Genomic DNA, 17,667 nt, shown 5'->3' with positions numbered 1-17,667 from the left:
GCCCCTCTCCGGTCCACAGGGAGGGACCACCCATGCCCGTACGCAGCGCCCGTACCCAACTGCTCGCCGCCACGGTGCTCGTGGTCGCCGCGACCGCCGCCCTCACGACGGGCTGCCAGAACGGTCAGGGCGTACGCGACGAAGGCCCGTCCGTCGTCTCCAGGTCTCTGGTGACGACGGACGGGCCCTGCGGCGACGGTGTGTCTCAGCGCAGCTTCTGCGCGGCCTCGACGGCCCAATAGGTGAGGATGTTGTTGGCACCGGCCCGCTTGATGCCGGTCAGGGTCTCCAGGATCGCCTGGTCCCGGTCGATCCAGCCCCGCTCGGCGGCGGCCTCGACCATCGAGTACTCACCGGAGATCTGGTACGCGACGACGGGCACGTCCGACGCGTCGGCGACCCGCGCGAGGATGTCGAGGTAAGGCCCGGCGGGCTTCACCATCACCATGTCCGCGCCCTCCTCCAGGTCGAGCGCCAGCTCCCGCAGCGACTCGCGCACGTTGGCGGGGTCCTGCTGGTAGGTCTTGCGGTCACCCCGCAGCGAGGAGCCCACGGCCTCCCGGAAGGGCCCGAAGAAGGCCGAGGAGTACTTCACGGTGTAGGCGAGGATCGAGACGTCCTCGCGCCCGATCTGGTCCAGCGCGTCGCGGATGACGCCGATCTGGCCGTCCATCATCCCGCTCGGGCCCACGATGTGCGCGCCCGCGTCGGCCTGCACCTGCGCCATCTCGGCGTACCGCTCCAGCGTGGCGTCGTTGTCGACCCGGCCGTCGGCGTCGAGGACACCGCAGTGACCGTGGTCGGTGAACTCGTCCAGGCACAGGTCGGACATGACGAGCAGGTCGTCGCCGACCTCGGCCCGTACGTCGCGCAGGGCGACCTGGAGGATCCCGTCCGGGTCGGTGCCCGCCGTACCGGCGCCGTCCTTCTTCGACTCCTCGGGCACGCCGAACAGCATGATCCCGGAGATTCCGGCCTCCACGGCCTCCAGCGCGGCCTTCTTCAGGCTGTCGCGGGTGTGCTGCACGACCCCCGGCATGGCCTCGATCGGCACCGGCTCGCTGACGCCTTCCCGCACGAAGGCGGGGAGGATGAAGTCGGCCGGGTGGAGCCGGGTCTCGGCGACCATACGGCGCATGGCGGGCGTCGTGCGCAGCCGCCGGGGACGGGTACCGGGGAAGGATCCGTACTTCGTCATGCCACCTACGCTACGCCCGCCCCGGGGGTCCTTTTGCCGACGCGACGTCGGACCGGAAACCACCGGTTTCTCCCCCGTGACCTGCGCGGGACCACAGCGGGAAGGGCGCCCCCGCAGACCGGGGACGCCCTTCCTCTTCATGAGCCTCAGGTGCTGGAGCGGCGCCTGCGCGCCCCCGGCCGCCGCTCGCTCGGCCGGGTCACCGGGTCCCCGGCCTCCAGGGCGGCCGTACGCCGCTTGAGGCCGAAGTCCGCGAGCGCCTCCGTCAGCTTGTGGACCGACGGCTCGGGCGCCATGACGTCCACGCGCAGGCCGTGTTCCTCGGCCGTCTTCGCGGTCGCCGGGCCGATACAGGCGATCACCGTCACGTTGTGCGGCTTGCCCGCGATGCCCACGAGGTTCCGGACCGTCGACGACGACGTGAACAGGACCGCGTCGAAGCCACCGCCCTTGATCGCCTCACGGGTCTCGGCCGGCGGCGGCGAGGCGCGCACGGTCCGGTAGGCCGTGACGTCGTCGACCTCCCAGCCCAGCTCGATCAGACCGGCCACCAGGGTCTCCGTGGCGATGTCGGCGCGCGGCAGGAAGACACGGTCGATCGGGTCGAACACCGGGTCGTACGGCGGCCAGTCCTCCAGCAGCCCGGCGGCGGACTGCTCCCCGGAGGGGATCAGGTCCGGCTTCACGCCGAAGGCGATCAGCGCGTTCGCCGTCTGCTCGCCGACCGCGGCCACCTTGATGCCCGCGAAGGCGCGCGCGTCGAGGCCGTACTCCTCGAACTTCTCCCGGACCGCCTTCACCGCGTTGACCGAGGTGAACGCGATCCACTCGTAGCGGCCCGTCACCAGGCCCTTGACCGCCCGCTCCATCTGCTGGGGCGTACGCGGCGGCTCGACGGCGATCGTCGGCACCTCGTGCGGCACAGCCCCGTACGAGCGCAACTGCTCGGAGAGCGAGGCCGCCTGCTCCTTCGTCCGCGGGACGAGGACCTTCCAGCCGAACAGCGGCTTGCTCTCGAACCACGAGAGCTGGTCGCGCCGCGCGGCGGCGGAACGCTCACCGACCACGGCTATCACCGGTCGGCCGCCCTCGGGGGACGGCAGGACCTTCGCCTGCTTCAGCGTCTGCGCGATCGAGCCGAGCGTCGCGAACCACGTGCGCTGCCGGGTCGTCGTACCGGCGACCGTCACCGTCAACGGGGTGTCCGGCTTGCGGCCCGCGGCCACCAGTTCCCCGGCGGCGGCGGCCACCGAGTCCAGCGTCGTGGAGACCACGACCGTGCAGTCGGAGGCGCCGACCTCGGTCCAGCAGCGGTCCGAAGCGGTCCGGGCGTCCAGGAACCGGACGTCCGTGCCGCCCTCGCCCCGCAGCGGCACACCCGCGTACGCGGGCACACCCACGGCGGTGGCGACGCCCGGGACGACCTCGAACGGAATACCCGCCGCGGCGCACGCGAGCATCTCCTCGGCCGCGTACGCGTCGAGGCCGGGGTCCCCGGTCACCGCACGGACGACCCGCCTGCCACCCCGCGCTGCCTCCATGACAAGATGTGCGGCATCCCTCGGCGCAGGGGCAGCGGGAGTCGACTCACCGCCGACAACCGCGAGTTGAGGTGCGCCCGTGCCCGTCGAGGGGGCCGTGTCCGTGTCAAGGACGGCGACGCCGACCTTGGCATGCGTACGCACCACGTCGAGCACATCGTGCTCGCCGACGACAACGTCCGCGTTCGCCAGCGCCTCCACGGCGCGCAGTGTGAGAAGTCCCGGATCCCCGGGTCCGGCACCGAGGAAGGTGACGTGCCCGTGGTCGAGGCCGGCGGGAAGGGTGGTGGGGCTCAATGTGCTCGCTCCCCCATCAGACCGGCCGCGCCCTTGGCGAGCATCTCGGCGGCGAGTTCGCTGCCGAGCGCCATCGCCTGGTCGTGCGACTCGAGCACGGGACCGGTGGTGGACATCTGCACCAGCGCGGAACCGTCGGGCCGGCCGACGACGCCGCGCAGGCGCATTTCCTTGACAGTCTGCCCGTCGGCCAGAGGGTCGGCCAGCGCGCCCACAGGGGCGCTGCAACCGGCCTCCAGGGCGGCGAGCAGGGACCGCTCGGCGGTCACGGCGACCCGGGTGATGGGGTCGTCGAGCTCGGCGAGCGCGGCGATCAGCTCCGCGTTCCGCGCAGCACACTCGATCGCCAGTGCCCCCTGGCCGGGGGCGGGCAGAACGGTGTCGACCGACAGGAAGTCGGTCACCTCCTCGAGACGCCCGAGACGGGTCAGTCCGGCCGCGGCGAGGACCACCGCGTCCAGCTCGCCGCTGCGGACGTATCCGATGCGGGTGTCGACGTTGCCCCGGATCGGGACCGTCTCGATGCTGAGGTCGTGCGTACGGGCGTACGCGTTCAACTGCGCCATGCGGCGCGGCGAGCCGGTGCCTATGCGGGCCCCGCTGGGCAGGTCGGCGAACTTCAGGCCCTCACGCGCCACGATCACGTCGCGCGGGTCCTCGCGCACAGGCACGGCGGCCAGTACGAGGCCCTCCGGCTGCGCGGTCGGCAGGTCCTTGAGGGAGTGCACGGCGAAGTCGACCTCGCCGCGCAGCAGCGCCTCGCGCAGGGCCGCCACGAACACACCGGTGCCGCCGATCTGCGCGAGGTGCTCGCGGGAGATGTCGCCGTACGTCGTGATCTCCACGAGCTCGACGGGCCGTCCGGTCACCCGGGTCACGGCGTCCGCGACCTGACCGGACTGGGCCATGGCCAGCTTGCTGCGCCTGGTCCCCAGCCTCAGTGCCTGCTCACTCATGCTCGCCCTCGGTTCTTGGCGTTCTCGGTGTTCGTGTCGTTCTCGGTGTCCTCGGCCCGGGAGACGGAGGCGACCGTCTCGGGGTCGAGGTCGAACAGGGTGCGCAGCGCGTCCGCGTACCCGGCGCCGCCGGGCTCGGCCGCGAGCTGCTTGATCCGCACGGTCGGCGCGTGCAGCAGCTTGTCCACGACGCGTCGTACGGTCTGCGTGATCTCGGCGTGGTGCTTGGTGTCGAGGTCGGGCAGCCGTCCCTCAAGGCGCGCGATCTCGCTCGCCACCACGTCGGCGGCCATCGTGCGCAGCGCGACGACGGTGGGCGTGATGTGCGCGGCGCGCAGGGCGGCGCCGAACGCGGCGACCTCGTCGGAAACGATGCGTCGTACGAGGTCCACGTCGGCGGCCATCGGCGCGTCGGCGGAGGCGTCGGCCAGCGACTCGATATCGACGAGGCGCGCGCCGGACAGCCGGTGCACGGCCGCGTCGATGTCCCGCGGCATGGCGAGGTCGAGCAGCGCGAGCGCGGGCGCGGGGCGAGGGATCTCGACCGGTTCGGGGCCGCGGCGCTCGGGGACCCGGCCGGTGGCGGCGACGGTCGCGACCAGCGCGTTGATCGCGTCGGTGTCGGCCTCGGGGTCGAGCACGGTGGACCCGGCGGCGGCGCGGTTGCCGCGCGGCTCGACGCCCTTGTCCACCCAGGCGGCGTGCTGCTCCAGCTCGGTGGCCGCCATCCCGGCGACGGCGGCCTCGCCGAGCACCGAGAAGCCGGCGGTGCGCTGCACCGCGGACAGGTCGACCGGGCACTCGTCCTGACCGGCCGGGCTCGCGGGGACGGTCTCGGGGGCACCGCCCGGCGCGGGGAGGAGCGGGGTCACCTGACCCGCCACGCGTCCCTCCAGCGCGGTGGCGACCGCGTCGGCCGTGAGAACCACGCCGGTCGCGCCCGTACAGGACACCGCTACATCGGCCTGGGCCAGCTCGTCCGCGACCCTCTCCATCGGCACGGCGCGCGCCAGCACGTCGGTGTCGTCGGCCTCCGTGAGGATCTGCGCGAGCCGCTCGGCACGCTCGAAGGTGCGGTTGGCGATCACGACCTCGGTGATACCGGCGCGCGCGAGGGTCGCCGCGGCCAGCGAGGACATGGAACCGGCGCCGATCACGAGGGCCCGCTTGCCCCGGGCCCAGGTCTCGACCGTCGTACCGGCGGAGAGCTGCTCCAGGCCGAAGGTCACCAGCGACTGTCCGGCGCGGTCGATGCCCGTCTCGGAGTGGGCGCGCTTGCCGACCCGCAGGGCCTGCTGGAACAGGTCGTTCAGCAGTCGGCCCGCGGTGTGTCGTTCCTGCGCGGCGGCCAGGGAGTTCTTGATCTGGCCGAGGATCTGTCCCTCGCCCACGACCATGGAGTCGAGCCCGCAGGCCAGGGAGAACAGGTGGTGGACGGCCCGGTCCTCGTAGTGCACATAGAGGTACGGGGTCAGCTCGTCGAGGCCGACGCCGCTGTGCTGGGCGAGGAGGGTCGACAGCTCGGCGACACCGGCGTGGAACTTGTCCACGTCGGCGTACAGCTCGATGCGGTTGCAGGTGGCGAGCAGCGCGGCCTCGGTGGCCGGCTCGGCGGCGACCGTGTCCTGGACCAGCTTGGCCTGGGCGTCCGTGGCCAGCGCGGCCCGCTCCAGGACGCTGATCGGAGCGCTGCGGTGGCTCAGCCCGACAACGAGAAGACTCATGCCGGCATCACGGCGGGAACGTCCCCGTCGGGTCCCTTGTCGGTGGACTCCCGGTCAGCGGCGGCGGAGGCCGGCAGCCCGTCGGGCAGCGCTTCCTCGCCCGCCTTGCGCTGCTCGTGGAAGGCGAGGATCTGCAGCTCGATGGAGAGGTCGACCTTGCGCACGTCGACGCCGTCCGGGACGGACAGCACGGTCGGCGCGAAGTTCAGGATGGAGGTCACACCGGCACCCACGAGCCGGTCGCAGACCTGCTGGGCGGCGCCCGCCGGGGTCGCGATGACCCCGATCGACACGCCGTTGCCCTTGATGATCTTCTCGAGGTCGTCCGTGTGCTGGACCGGAATGCCCGCGACCGGCTTCCCGGCCATCGCCGGGTCCGCGTCGATGAGCGCCGCGATCCGGAAGCCACGGGAGGCGAACCCGCCGTAATTGGCCAGCGCCGCGCCGAGGTTACCGATACCGACGATCACAACCGGCCAATCCTGGGTCAGGCCCAGTTCGCGGGAGATCTGGTACACGAGATACTCGACGTCGTAGCCCACGCCGCGGGTCCCGTAGGAACCGAGGTAGGAGAAGTCCTTGCGCAGCTTCGCTGAGTTGACCCCCGCCGCCGCGGCCAGCTCCTCGGAGGAGACCGTGGGGACCGAGCGCTCCGACAACGCGGTCAGTGCTCGGAGGTACAGCGGAAGCCTGGCGACGGTGGCCTCGGGGATTCCTCGGCTGCGGGTCGCCGGTCGGTGAGTTCGGCCAGTTGCCACGGTGCTCCTGCGGGTAGAGCGGGGCTGTAGGCGGTCATACGTCCCCAGACCGCCCCGTCGAAAGCAGGCTATGTCTTTGTGAACGCGTGCACAAAGATGGTGTCCGATTTGCCCGGCCAACGTGACCGGGGTCACGCGCGTTCGGCGCCCTGTTTCGGAACCGGCGCACGCGCACCTGCGTCCCTGTCGTTCTGGGGGCAAAACCGCACACTCTCCTCAACAATCCACGCCCCCGAGACCGATCACCATCGATCCTAAGCGACTTTCGGGCCACTTGGACTGCTCGGTCAGTTCCGCGGCGGCATCGGAACGACCGCTGGAGCGACCGCCGGAGAGGATCTCCGGGTGGCCACCGGGGCGACCCGGAGGCTAGGCGAGGGCCTTGCGCAGGCGGTCCTCGTTCACGCGCCAGAACGTGTGCTGCGCGCCGTCGATCAGGACGACCGGGATCTGCTCCCAGTACTCACGGTGCAGCTCCTCGTCCTGGGTGATGTCCTTCTGCTCCCAGGGGACGCCCAACTCGCCGCAGACCTTCTCGATGACGATCTGTGCGTCATCACACAGATGGCAGCCGGGCTTGCGGATGAGCGTGACGAGATGATCCCGGGCAGCCTGGGCGTTCCGGGCCTTCTGGGCGGGCTCCCGCCGGAAGAGGGGACTCATGTCGGCCATTCTCGCTCGACCGGGCGGAAAGACGCGGGGCCAACCGGCCGCAACCCGCACCCGTCCGGCCCTACCGGGCGACGACGCGGTACGACCCCGGCCCGAGCCCGGAAACGACACGGACACCCAGAGTTCACAGCCCGCGAACCTCTCGGCACCGGACGCGCGGAACGGACTGGCTATGCTCACGGCATGGCCGCTCTCGGATGGCTCACTCCCCGTAGGCGCTCCGCCACGGCGCGGAGCGTGTTGGCAGGCGAGGCCTCTGCGGAGGCAGCGCGCAAGTCCTCACAGGACACCACCTCCCCGGACACCACCCCCCAGGACGCCTCCGCCGAGGAGGCCCCGTTCCCGGTTCTCGGCGACGAGAAGGCCGCCGCGTTCTTCGACCTCGACAACACCGTGATGCAGGGCGCCGCGCTGTTCCACTTCGGCCGCGGCCTGTACAAGAGGCAGTTCTTCGAGACCCGCGAGCTGGCGAAGTTCGCGTGGCAGCAGGCGTGGTTCCGGCTGGCCGGGGTGGAGGACCCCGAGCACATGCAGGACGCGCGCGACTCCGCGCTGTCGATCGTGAAGGGCCATCGCGTCGCCGAGCTGATGTCGATCGGCGAGGAGATCTACGACGAGTACATGGCCGAGCGGATCTGGCCGGGTACGCGCGCGCTGGCCCAGGCGCACCTGGACGCGGGCCAGCGTGTCTGGCTGGTCACGGCCGCGCCCGTCGAGATCGCCACGGTGATCGCCCGCCGTCTGGGCCTGACCGGGGCGCTGGGCACGGTGGCGGAGTCCGTCGAGGGCGTCTACACCGGCAGGCTGGTCGGCGAACCCCTGCACGGCCCGGCCAAGGCGGAGGCCGTCCGCGCGCTGGCGGCGGCGGAGGGCCTGGACCTCGCCCGCTGCGCGGCGTACAGCGACTCCCACAACGACATCCCGATGCTGTCGCTGGTGGGCCACCCCTACGCGATCAACCCGGACGCCAAGCTCCGCAAGCACGCCCGCGCCCACGACTGGCGGCTGCGCGACTACCGCACGGCCCGCAAGGCGGCCAAGGTCGGCCTGCCGGCCGCGGCCGGTGTGGGCGCGGTCGCGGGCGGCACGGCGGCGGCGATCGCCCTGCACCGCCGCCGCCGCTGACACCGCGCCGCGACCGCCCCGGCCGCACGGGGCCACTGGGCCGTTCGGGCTGAATCCGCTGACGGGTCTTCACCCTCCGCACACAACCCCGGACCCCGAGGCCGTGCCTCTCCTGAGCCCCCGTCAACCGCGCCCCGAACACAACACACCCTGCACTCAGACGGAAGACGAACTCTTTCGGTCAACAACCGATCAGTCTGCGGCATTTGAATGGGCGTCAATCGGTTACGGAAGCGACGTAATCGATGATTTGAGCAACTGGGCGTAGTGCCCCCTGTACTAAGCGTTATTCTCCTCAGACGCATTCCGGTACCCCTCCGTCGCCACGACGGGTGAACGGTCCCGCACTGCACGTGATGGAAGCTCTGCCTCTGGGAGTCCCGTGTACCCACACGTCGGGGTTGACACCTCGGGCCTGGCTACGCTGCGCGCAACGGTCCGCGACCTGTTGCGCGGCTTCGTCCCCACCGCGTACGCCGTACCCGCCTTCGCCACCGCCGCACCCGTCGGCCCGTGCTACGCCCTGGCCGACGGCAGCACCACGGTCGGCGGCAGACGGAGCCGCTCCGCCGGTTCCACCGCCACCACGGCCCGCCGCCCGGCCGCCGACAGCGACAGCGCCCGCATGATGGAGCTGGTCGAGCGCGCCCAGGCCGGCGAGGCGGACGCCTTCGGGCGCCTGTACGACCAGTACAGCGACACCGTGTACCGCTACATCTACTACCGGGTGGGCGGCAAGGCGACCGCGGAGGATCTCACCAGCGAGACCTTCCTGCGCGCCCTGCGCCGCATCGGCACCTTCACCTGGCAGGGCCGCGACTTCGGCGCCTGGCTCGTCACCATCGCCCGCAACCTCGTCGCGGACCACTTCAAGTCCAGCCGCTTCCGGCTCGAAGTGACCACCGGGGAGATGCTCGACGCCAACGAGGTCGAGCGCTCGCCCGAGGACTCCGTCCTCGAGTCGCTCTCCAACGCCGCGCTGCTCGAGGCCGTACGACGGCTCAACCCCCAGCAGCAGGAGTGCGTGACGCTCCGCTTCCTCCAGGGTCTGTCCGTCGCCGAGACCGCGCGGGTGATGGGCAAGAACGAGGGCGCGATCAAGACGCTCCAGTACCGCGCCGTCCGCACCCTCGCCCGGCTCCTGCCCGAAGACGCCCGCTGATACCCCGCGCGCCCGCACCCCAGGCGCCCGACACCGCCGCACCGCGCGCGCTCACGCCGCGCCGCCGCGCGCACCCGCATCGAGCCGTCCCGTATCCCCTGCCCCACGCACCTGCGCCGGACCGCCCCCGGTCCGCGTCCGCAGCCACTGAGGGTTCGTCAACTCAGCGCGTATACCCAGTAGTTGATTCCTCACCCCAGCACTCCGCAGTCCGTAACCGAAGTGCCGAGCCGCTCGTTGTGCGGGATACAGGCTCCCTGTGGTCACTCCCCCGCTACCCTCGATCACTCGATCGTGTGGCAGCGATCGGGGCGTGCAACCCTCAGGATCCCCTGGGGAGTCCGACCGTCATGACGAGAGGAGGTGCCGCCAGTGATCGCGAACGTATCGGCGCACCGGCGGGCGAACGCCTTCGCCCAGGCTCTGGAGGACCAGTCCGACGACCGGGGCACGGCGGCCGAGTGGTCCGCGGGGCCGGATCCGGCCCCGGCCGCCGCGGAACGGACCGACCAGACCCCCCTGTTGGGCCTCGCGACCCGGCTCGGCGAACTGCCCAAACCGGCGCTCAGCCCCGAGGTCAAGGTCGCCCAGCGCGCGCGGCTGGTGGCCGCGATGGAGGCCATGCTCCAGGAGGGCACGGCCGCGGGCGGCGAGGCGGCAGGACCGTCGGTGCCCCAGCAGCGGCCCCACCGGGGCCGGGGCGCCCATCGGGCGAGCCCGCTCGGGAAGTTGCGGCCCCGTACCCGGCTCACCAAAGGCCTGGCCGCGGGCGGGCTCAGCGTGGGGGTGGCCGCCGCCTCCTTCGGCGGTGTGGCCGCCGCCAGCTCCGACGCCCTGCCCGGTGACACGCTCTACGGCCTCAAACGCGGCATCGAGGACGTCAAGCTCGGCATGGCCGACGGCGACAACGCGCGAGGACGGGTCTATCTGGACCAGGCGTCCACGCGGCTCAGCGAAGCCCGCAGGCTGATGGAGCGCGATCGCGGCGGTCAGCTCGACCACGAGTCCATCGGCGAGATCCGCCGCACGCTCTCCGGCATGCAGCGCGACGCCTCCGAGGGCCACCGCCTGCTGCACGACGCCTACAAGCGGGACGGCTCCCTCGCCCCCATCCAGGCCCTCTCCACGTTCTCCGCGTCCCACCGCGAGGCCTGGGGCGCCCTGCGCGACCGGCTGCCCGTCCAGCTCGGTGACGTCAGTCAGCAGGTCTCGTCGGTGTTCGACGCCATAGACCAAGAGGTCGCCCCGCTCCAGTCGCTGCTGCCGCGGCCCTCGTCGCAGCGCAGCCCCGGGCGGCAGCAGGGCTCCGACAGCAAGCCCACCGCCCCCGTCGGCTCCACCGGCGCGGACAGCCCGACGCCCAGCGCCACCGGCGGCAGCCCCACCGGCGGCCACGTCAGCGGCGAACCCGAGCCGTCCTCGTCCACCAGCGGCGACGGCGGTCTGCTCGGCGGTGGCACGGGCGGCCTGCTGGACCCGCCGAAGGACACCACCGGCGGCAGCACGCCGTCACCGAGCAAGAGCACCGCGCCCGACCCGCAGGTGACCCTGCCCCCGCTGCTCCCCGGCCTGCTGCCGGGCCTGGGCATCAACAGCGAGGACAACAGGTAGGGCTCGTACGAGGACGGGGCGCCCCCAGGCGAAAGGGGGCGCCCCGTCCTCGTACGACATCGCGGAGACCGGCTCAGAAGAAGGCCGCTCAGAAGAAGACCGATCTGCGCTGCACCAGCAGCTTGTACAGCGTGTGCTGGATCTGCTCGCGGACCTGGTCCGTCAGATTGAACATCAGCATCGGATCCTCGGCGGCCTCCGGCGGATAGCTCTCCGTGTGGATCGGCTCGCCGAACTGGATCGTCCACTTCGTCGGCAGCGGCACCGCCCCCAGCGGGCCCAGCCACGGGAACGTCGGCGTGATCGGGAAGTACGGGAAGCCCAGCACCCGGGCCACGGTCTTCGCGTTGCCGATCATCGGGTAGATCTCCTCGGCCCCGACGATCGAGCACGGCACGATCGGCGTCCCGGCGCGCAGGGCCGTGGACACGAAGCCGCCACGCCCGAACCGCTGGAGCTTGTAGCGCTCGCTGAACGGCTTGCCGATGCCCTTGAAGCCCTCCGGCATCACCCCGACCAGTTCGCCGCGCTCCAGCAGCCGCTGGGCGTCCTCCGCGCACGCCAGGGTGTGACCGGCCTTGCGGGCCAGTTCGTTGACCACCGGCAGCACGAAGACCAGGTCCGCGGCGAGCAGCCGGAGATGGCGCTCGGCCGGGTGGTGGTCGTGCACGGCGACCTGGAGCATCAGGCCGTCCAGCGGCAGCGTCCCGGAGTGGTTGGCGACGATCAGCGCCCCGCCCTTGGCCGGGATGTTCTCGACGCCCTTCACCTCGACCCGGAAGTACTTCTCGTACAACGGCCGCAGCAACGACATCAGAACGTGGTCGGTCAACTCCTCGTCGTAGCCGAAGTCGTCGACCTCGTAGTCGCCCGTGAGCCGTCGGCGCAGGAACGCCAGGCCCTCGGCGACGCGCCGCTCCACGCCCGACTCCCGCGGGCGCACCGGCGGCTTCTTCTCGCCTGTCACACCCCCATCATCCTGCGGGGCCGCCCCGCCGCGCAGCGGCTGGACCTCACGGACCGCCGCAGGCTCGCCCGAGCGCCGGCTCCCCGCGCTCCGGCGCCGCTGCGACCGCTGCGCGGCAGCCCCGCGGGACCGGTCGTCGTCGAACGGAATGACCTTGGCGTCCGCCATCGTTGCTGCGCTCCTCAGTTGGCGCTCTGCGTCGGGGGGTGGCCACCGCCCAGGGCGGGCAGCCCGGCGATCCGGTCGACGGCTGCCGCGAGGGCCTCCGGGGGCAGCAGTCCGGGGCCGCGGCTGCGCGCGAAGTCCGCGAAGGTCTCCGCGGTCGTGTAGGCCGGCTCGAAGCCGAGAGTCTCGCGCATCTGGTCCGTCGACACGACCCGGCCGTGGGTGAGCAGCCGGATCTGCTCGGGCGAGAAGTCCGTCATGCCCACGCTGCGCACCGCCGAGCCCACCCAGGTCACCGCGGGCAGCAGCAGCGGCACGGTGGGCCGCCCGAGCCGCCGCGCGCACTGCGACAGCAGCAGCACCCCCTCGCCCGCGACGTTGAACGTGCCACTGTTGAGCGTGCCCCGCCGCGGCTCGTGCGAGGCGATCCGCAGCACGTCGATGACGTCGTCCTCGTGCACGAACTGCAACCGCGGGTCGTAGCCGAAGACGGTGGGCAGGACCGGCAGCGAGAAGTACGAGGCGAGCGGCGAATCGGCGTCCGGACCAAGGATGTTGGCGAAGCGCAGCACACAGACGGCGACATCGGGCCGCCGCCGCGCGAACCCCCGTACATAGCCCTCGACCTCGACGGTGTCCTTGGCGAAGCCGCCGCTGGGCAGGGACTTGGGCGGGGTCGTCTCGGTGAACACCGCCGGGTCGCGGGGCGCGGATCCGTACACGTTCGTACTGGACTTCACGACGAGCCGTGCGACGGTCGGGGACTTCTGGCAGGCGCCCAGCAACTGCATGGTGCCGATGACGTTGGTCTCCTTGACCGTGGCCCGGCTGCCGCTGCCCAGCGGGGTGCCGGTCACGTCCATGTGGACGACCGTGTCGACGGAGTGCTCGGCGAGCACCCGGGCGATGGCGGGCCGGCGGATGTCGGCCCGGACGAACTCGGCGCCGCCCAGGCCGTGCTCGGGCTCGACCACGTCCACGCCGATGACCCGGTCGACCTCGGGGTCGTGCTGGATCCGTCGTACGAACCGGCCCCCGAGTCGACGGGCCACCCCGGTCACGAGCACGACCTGCCCCAAGATCAGCGCCTCTCTTCCCGTCCTGGCACACCGCTTCCGCACGGGCGCGGCCCTGCCGTGTACCCCGTGTGCGGCCAACTTAGCGGGTCGGTGTCGCGCGGGGACGACAGCCCGATGGCGGACGTACAGAGCAAGCCATTTGCCTCATCGGCGCGGGCCGCCGGAAACGCCCATGGCCCCCCACCGGTGGTGGGGGGCCATGGTGTGCGCTGCGCGCAACGAGCAAGGATGCCCCTCGCGGGGCAGTGCCTTACTTCTTGTTGCGACGCTGAACGCGCGTGCGCTTGAGCAGCTTGCGGTGCTTCTTCTTGGCCATCCGCTTGCGCCGCTTCTTGATAACAGAGCCCACGACTACCCTCGCTCACTTCTCATCACTCGGTGCTGGGCGCCATGGGCCCACACGACCTACGAGGGGCTAGCCTACCCGCCCGAGCGCTGAGGTTGTAATCGAGGTGATCCGGGGGGCCGAGAACGGCCCCGCCGGGCCCGCCGTCAGGCCGTCTCCACCCCCACATAGCTCTCGCGGAGGTACTCGTGAACCGCTTGCTCCGGCACCCGGAAGGACCTCCCCACCCGGATCGCCGGCAGATGACCGCTGTGCACCAACCGGTACACGGTCATCTTCGACACGCGCATCACCGAGGCGACTTCCGCCACGGTCAGGAACTGAACCTCGTTCAGAGGCCTCTCGCCAGCAGCAGCCATGACACACCTGAACCTTCCGCACTCGACGGCCACCGGCTTCCCCTTCCGGTGACTCTTCGTCGTTGCGTGCTCACTCCCCAGACTAGGGGCGGGTGATGCAAGTGGGGAAGAGGGGATGGCATCCGCGGCCTACTGTGACAGACACGCTCGATTGAGTACATAGCGAGTAAGCGGTCCGTAGTAAGCAGACCGCACAGCGTCATCAAGCGGAACGACGACGGACACCCGCCCCTCTGCCTCCCCGACGAAGAGCGCGGGATCGTCCGTATCGGCGAGACCGATCGTCTCGAACCCGAGCTGACCTGCCCCGCAGACCCATCCGTGGTCCCCGATGACCAGCCGTGGAAGCGGCCCTCCGGCCTCCGCCGCGGCGGCCAGCACACTGCGAACCGGGAGCGGTGAGTGCGTATGTGCGCCGGGCTCACAACCGGCGGCTTCACGCCCCGGTTTGCGCACGAATGCGACTCCTCGTACGTAATCGAGAGCGTAGGTACGTAGACCGAACCGGGTCGTTATGTCGATACAGCGACCATGCGCTGGGGTGAGGACAGTACATCCAGCCGTCGACAAAGCGTCCGCGAGTGCGGCGTAGAAGCCGAGCAATCGGTGCGGATGGCCGGTGCCCAGCAGGACCGGGGAGCCGTCCCGCGCGGCTCTGCCGATCCGCTCGGCGAAGGCGTCGAGGCCCTCCAGCGTACGCTCGGGGTCGATCATGTCCCGGCCGGCCGTATGCCGGGGATCGGGCGAGACCCCGCACTTGTCCGCCATCAACGCGATCACATCCCGCTGCCCCCACGTCCATTCGGGATCGAGTCCGATCAGGACCCGGGGGTCGCGGGCGGCGAAGAGCCGATAGCTGCGCAGGCTCTTCTCGCGCGAAGTGGCCACGGGCCCGGCCAGCTTGGCGGCCAGCAGATGCGCACGCAGCGCTCCGGAGCTCAACACGTCCGCGATGCTGGCCCAGTTGCCGAGGCAGGGTGGGCAAAATGCGGGAAGCGCCCCACAGTTGGCGTAATCGTGCGATCCTGCGCGGCGGCCGGGACGGCAAGCGTGGGCGGGTGATGGGGCGTTCGCGACAGGGGTCGCGACAGGGCTCAGGCCAGCAGCCCGCGCAGCGGGAACGTCGCCTTGCGGGTGGCGATCACCGCCTGGTCCAGCCGGTCCGCCGGGTCGTACCCCGCCTGCCAGTCCGCGTAGGGCACCGGCCAGCGGCCGTCCGTCATCCGCGCGGGCGCCAACTGCCGGGTCCGCGCGTACACTTCCTGCCGCCAGCTCTCGGGGATCACGGTCTCCGGGGCGACCGGCCGCCCGGCCGCGATGGCCACCAGATGCGTCCAGGAGCGCGGTACGACGTCCACGACCGCGTACCCGCCGCCGCCCAGCGCGACCCAACGGCCGTCCGCGTACGCGTGCGCGAGGTCGTGACAGGCGCTCTGCACGGCCCGCTGCGCGTCCAGCGAGACGGCGAGATGCGCGAGCGGATCCTCGACATGGGTGTCGGCGCCGTGCTGGGTGACCAGCACCTGTGGCCGGAAGTCGGCGAGCAGCTCCGGCACGACGGCGTGGAAGGCCCGCACCCACCCGGTGTCCGCGGTCCCGGCCGGCAGCGCCAGGTTCACGGCGCTGCCCTCCGCGTTCGGGGCGCCCGTCTCCTGCGGCCACCCGGTCTGCGGGAAGAGGGTGCGCGGATGTTCGTGCAGCGAGACGGTGAGGACCCGCGGGTCCTCCCAGAACGCGGCCTGCACCCCGTCCCCGTGGTGGACGTCCACATCCACGTACGCCACGCGCTGCGCGCCCAGTTCCAGCAGCCGGGCGATGGCGAGCGCGGCGTCGTTGTAGACACAGAACCCGGAGGCCGCGCCCGGCATCGCGTGGTGCAGCCCTCCGGCGAAGTTCACGGCGTGCAGGGCGTCCCCGCGCCACACCGCCTCGGCCGCCGCCACCGACTGCCCGGCGATCAGCGCCGACACCTCGTGCATCCCGGCGAAGGCGGGGTCGTCCACCGTCCCGAGTCCGTACGCCACATCGGCGCCCGCCGGGTCGGCGGAGGCGGCCTTCACGGCCTGGACGTAGTCCTCGCGGTGCACGAGCCGCAGCGTGGAGTCACCGGCGGGCTTGGCCGCGACCACCTCGATATGCCGGTCCAGGCCGAGGGCGTCGACGAGCCTCCTGGTCAGCGCGAGCCGCACCGGGTCCATGGGATGGTCCGGACCGAAGTCATATCCCGTTACCGCCTCGTCCCACATCAGTTGCGCGCGACCGCTCATGGTCGTCACCGTAGCGGTCCGCGCCCGGCGCGAACGAGCGGACGTGGACCAGAGTCACCAGGACCAGTGCCATCGGTACGAGCATGGCGCCCCGGTAGCTCCAGGCGTCCCCGAGCGCCCCGACCAGGGGCGAACCGACCAGGAACCCGACGTAGTTGAAGATGTTGAGGCGCGCGACGGCCGCGTCCGACGCCTCGGGGAACAGCCGCCCCGCCGCCGCGAAGGTCTGCGGGACGAGCACGCACAGTCCAAGACCCAGCAGGGTGAACCCGAGCATCCCGGCCCAGACCGCGGGCGCGCCGGCCACCACGGCGAACCCGGCCGCCGCCACCAGCGTCCCGAGCCGTACGACAGCCGCGGCCCCGAACCGCCGCACCCCGACGTCCCCGAGGGACCGTCCGAGCAGCGTGGTGACCATATAGATGTTGTACGGAACGGTCGCGAGCTGTTCCGAGCTCCCGAGGGTGTCCTGAAGGTACTTGGCGCTCCAGTTGGAGACGGTCGAGTCCCCGATGTACGCGAAGGTCATCACCAGGCACAGCGGCAGCAGCAGCCGGAACACCACCGGGCGGGCCGTCGCCTCCTGGGCGTCCGCCGCGGGCGTGCCTCCGTCGACGTACCAGCGGCTGCCGACGAAGGTGGCGGGCAGCAGGACGGCGACGACCGGCAGATACGAGACCCACAGCGCGAGATGCCAGTGCGCCCCCGCCCACGCGAGCGAGGCGCCCACGATCCCGCCGAGGCTGTACGCGGCGTGGAAGCCGAGCATGATGCTGCGCCCGTAGGACCGCTGGAGGCTCACCCCGAGCATGTTCATGGAGGCGTCCAGCGCCCCTACGGCCAGCCCGAACACGCCCAGCGCGAGCGCCAGTTCGGCCATCCGGCCACCGGCCCCGACGCCGAGCAGGGCGAGCAGTACGACGGGCTGCGACCAGCGCAGCAGCCGACTGGGCCGTACCCGCCGGACGAGCTGCTCGGCACCGACGCTGCCGACGCCCGCGAGGATCGGCACAGCGGCGAGGACGACGGGCAGCAGGGTGTCGGAGAGCCCGTACTGGCGCTGGACGGCCGGGATACGGGTCACCAGCAGAGCGAAGGTGGCTCCCTGGGCGAAGAAGCTGAACGCCAGGAGGGCTCTGCCACGCCGCAGCACATCTGTCATGGCGGGAGCGTAGGGCCCAGGGCTACCAGCGGGTAGACCCGCGAAGATGATTTCTGTTCAGCTTTACCTGGGCGACGACGACAGTCGGGCCCGGAAACTGGTCCGTAAACGCAGGAAACCCCGCACCAAAAGGTGCGGGGTTTCCTCAATATTAGTTCGGCGGCGTCCTACTCTCCCACAGGATCCCCCCTGCAGTACCATCGGCGCTGTAAGGCTTAGCTTCCGGGTTCGGAATGTAACCGGGCGTTTCCCTTACGCTATAACCACCGAAACACTAT

General features: G+C 71.4%; 17 protein-coding genes and 1 rRNA gene. 4 read left to right on the top strand and 14 right to left on the bottom strand.

Annotation, left to right across the window (positions count from 1 at the left end):
• Window positions 1-32: 32 nt before the first annotated feature.
• Window positions 33-242, top strand: coding sequence for a hypothetical protein (locus ACZ60T_RS30425; RefSeq protein WP_469668838.1), 210 nt, complete (start codon window positions 33-35; stop codon window positions 240-242).
• Here ACZ60T_RS30425 and hemB read toward each other — a convergent pair.
• From hemB to ACZ60T_RS30395, 6 genes are all read right to left on the bottom strand, one after another.
• Complete coding sequence (hemB, locus tag ACZ60T_RS30420) at window positions 206-1,198, bottom strand: porphobilinogen synthase (RefSeq protein WP_365633737.1); 993 nt, start codon at window positions 1,196-1,198, stop codon at window positions 206-208. The genes ACZ60T_RS30425 and hemB overlap by 37 nt on opposite strands.
• 146 nt (window positions 1,199-1,344) lie before the next feature.
• Window positions 1,345-3,036, bottom strand: a complete 1,692-nt coding sequence (locus ACZ60T_RS30415; protein ID WP_365633740.1) for a bifunctional uroporphyrinogen-III C-methyltransferase/uroporphyrinogen-III synthase — start codon at window positions 3,034-3,036, stop codon at window positions 1,345-1,347.
• Complete coding sequence (gene hemC / locus ACZ60T_RS30410) at window positions 3,033-3,992, bottom strand: hydroxymethylbilane synthase (RefSeq protein WP_469668836.1); 960 nt, start codon at window positions 3,990-3,992, stop codon at window positions 3,033-3,035. Before hemC ends, ACZ60T_RS30415 begins: the two co-directional genes overlap by 4 nt.
• Window positions 3,989-5,716, bottom strand: coding sequence for a glutamyl-tRNA reductase (locus ACZ60T_RS30405; RefSeq protein WP_469668834.1), 1,728 nt, complete (start codon window positions 5,714-5,716; stop codon window positions 3,989-3,991). The genes hemC and ACZ60T_RS30405 overlap by 4 nt, the downstream gene beginning before the upstream one ends.
• On the bottom strand, window positions 5,713-6,474 hold the full coding sequence (locus ACZ60T_RS30400) for a redox-sensing transcriptional repressor Rex (RefSeq protein WP_469668833.1): 762 nt from the start codon (window positions 6,472-6,474) through the stop codon (window positions 5,713-5,715). Before ACZ60T_RS30400 ends, ACZ60T_RS30405 begins: the two co-directional genes overlap by 4 nt.
• A 369-nt stretch (window positions 6,475-6,843) precedes the next feature.
• Window positions 6,844-7,146 (bottom strand): glutaredoxin family protein, encoded by a 303-nt coding sequence (locus ACZ60T_RS30395; protein ID WP_365633753.1) that lies wholly within the window; start codon window positions 7,144-7,146, stop codon window positions 6,844-6,846.
• Window positions 7,147-7,329: 183 nt separating this feature from the next.
• On the opposite strand from ACZ60T_RS30395, the gene ACZ60T_RS30390 reads away from it, so the two are divergent.
• The 3 genes from ACZ60T_RS30390 (at window position 7,330) to ACZ60T_RS30380 (ending at window position 11,044) form a co-directional block, all read left to right on the top strand.
• Complete coding sequence (locus ACZ60T_RS30390; protein WP_365633756.1) at window positions 7,330-8,271, top strand: HAD family hydrolase; 942 nt, start codon at window positions 7,330-7,332, stop codon at window positions 8,269-8,271.
• 382 nt (window positions 8,272-8,653) lie between these two features.
• Window positions 8,654-9,433 carry an ECF subfamily RNA polymerase sigma factor, BldN family gene (locus ACZ60T_RS30385; protein ID WP_252424358.1) on the top strand — a complete coding sequence of 260 codons (780 nt, stop codon included), beginning with the start codon at window positions 8,654-8,656 and terminating at the stop codon, window positions 9,431-9,433.
• Window positions 9,434-9,805: 372 nt separating this feature from the next.
• Window positions 9,806-11,044 carry a DUF5667 domain-containing protein gene (locus tag ACZ60T_RS30380; RefSeq protein ID WP_469668831.1) on the top strand — a complete coding sequence of 413 codons (1,239 nt, stop codon included), beginning with the start codon at window positions 9,806-9,808 and terminating at the stop codon, window positions 11,042-11,044.
• A gap of 88 nt (window positions 11,045-11,132) precedes the next feature.
• Here ACZ60T_RS30380 and ACZ60T_RS30375 read toward each other — a convergent pair whose 3' ends face one another.
• The 8 genes from ACZ60T_RS30375 to rrf form a co-directional block, all read right to left on the bottom strand.
• Window positions 11,133-12,179, bottom strand: a complete 1,047-nt coding sequence (locus ACZ60T_RS30375) for a lysophospholipid acyltransferase family protein (RefSeq protein ID WP_469668829.1) — start codon at window positions 12,177-12,179, stop codon at window positions 11,133-11,135.
• 14 nt (window positions 12,180-12,193) lie between these two features.
• Window positions 12,194-13,255: an NAD-dependent epimerase/dehydratase family protein gene (locus tag ACZ60T_RS30370; protein ID WP_365633765.1), complete on the bottom strand. Its 1,062-nt coding sequence runs from the start codon at window positions 13,253-13,255 to the stop codon at window positions 12,194-12,196.
• Window positions 13,256-13,505: 250 nt separating this feature from the next.
• Window positions 13,506-13,604 (bottom strand): 30S ribosomal protein bS22, encoded by a 99-nt coding sequence (locus ACZ60T_RS30365; protein ID WP_003948845.1) that lies wholly within the window; start codon window positions 13,602-13,604, stop codon window positions 13,506-13,508.
• A gap of 143 nt (window positions 13,605-13,747) precedes the next feature.
• Window positions 13,748-13,960: a helix-turn-helix domain-containing protein gene (locus ACZ60T_RS30360; protein ID WP_004984898.1), complete on the bottom strand. Its 213-nt coding sequence runs from the start codon at window positions 13,958-13,960 to the stop codon at window positions 13,748-13,750.
• Between the two features lie 129 nt (window positions 13,961-14,089).
• Window positions 14,090-14,905, bottom strand: a complete 816-nt coding sequence (locus ACZ60T_RS30355; RefSeq protein WP_365633768.1) for a phosphatase — start codon at window positions 14,903-14,905, stop codon at window positions 14,090-14,092.
• 149 nt (window positions 14,906-15,054) lie between these two features.
• Entirely contained in the window at window positions 15,055-16,227 is a 1,173-nt protein-coding gene (locus ACZ60T_RS30350) for an acetoin utilization protein AcuC (RefSeq protein ID WP_469668827.1), read from the bottom strand.
• The gene (locus tag ACZ60T_RS30345) at window positions 16,178-17,389 is read right to left on the bottom strand and encodes an MFS transporter (protein WP_469668825.1); all 1,212 of its coding nucleotides are present in this window, start codon (window positions 17,387-17,389) and stop codon (window positions 16,178-16,180) included. Before ACZ60T_RS30345 ends, ACZ60T_RS30350 begins: the two co-directional genes overlap by 50 nt.
• A gap of 154 nt (window positions 17,390-17,543) precedes the next feature.
• Window positions 17,544-17,660, bottom strand: a 5S ribosomal RNA gene (rrf, locus tag ACZ60T_RS30340).
• Window positions 17,661-17,667 lie beyond the last annotated feature (7 nt).

The sequence above is a fragment of the Streptomyces sp. NPDC104371 genome (genome assembly GCF_055583785.1).
This window is presented reverse-complemented; position numbering and strand designations above follow the sequence as displayed.

Bases quoted from the DNA above. Each gene is read 5' to 3' on its own strand.
- ACZ60T_RS30425 (WP_469668838.1), top strand. From the start codon at position 33: ATGCCCGTACGCAGCGCCCGTACCCAACTGCTCGCCGCCACGGTGCTC.
- hemB (WP_365633737.1), bottom strand. From the start codon at position 1,198: ATGACGAAGTACGGATCCTTCCCCGGTACCCGTCCCCGGCGGCTGCGC.
- hemC (WP_469668836.1), bottom strand. From the start codon at position 3,992: ATGAGTGAGCAGGCACTGAGGCTGGGGACCAGGCGCAGCAAGCTGGCC.
- ACZ60T_RS30405 (WP_469668834.1), bottom strand. From the start codon at position 5,716: ATGAGTCTTCTCGTTGTCGGGCTGAGCCACCGCAGCGCTCCGATCAGC.
- ACZ60T_RS30395 (WP_365633753.1), bottom strand. From the start codon at position 7,146: ATGGCCGACATGAGTCCCCTCTTCCGGCGGGAGCCCGCCCAGAAGGCC.
- ACZ60T_RS30390 (WP_365633756.1), top strand. From the start codon at position 7,330: ATGGCCGCTCTCGGATGGCTCACTCCCCGTAGGCGCTCCGCCACGGCG.
- ACZ60T_RS30375 (WP_469668829.1), bottom strand. From the start codon at position 12,179: ATGGCGGACGCCAAGGTCATTCCGTTCGACGACGACCGGTCCCGCGGG.
- ACZ60T_RS30360 (WP_004984898.1), bottom strand. From the start codon at position 13,960: ATGGCTGCTGCTGGCGAGAGGCCTCTGAACGAGGTTCAGTTCCTGACC.
- ACZ60T_RS30350 (WP_469668827.1), bottom strand. From the start codon at position 16,227: ATGAGCGGTCGCGCGCAACTGATGTGGGACGAGGCGGTAACGGGATAT.
- ACZ60T_RS30345 (WP_469668825.1), bottom strand. From the start codon at position 17,389: ATGACAGATGTGCTGCGGCGTGGCAGAGCCCTCCTGGCGTTCAGCTTC.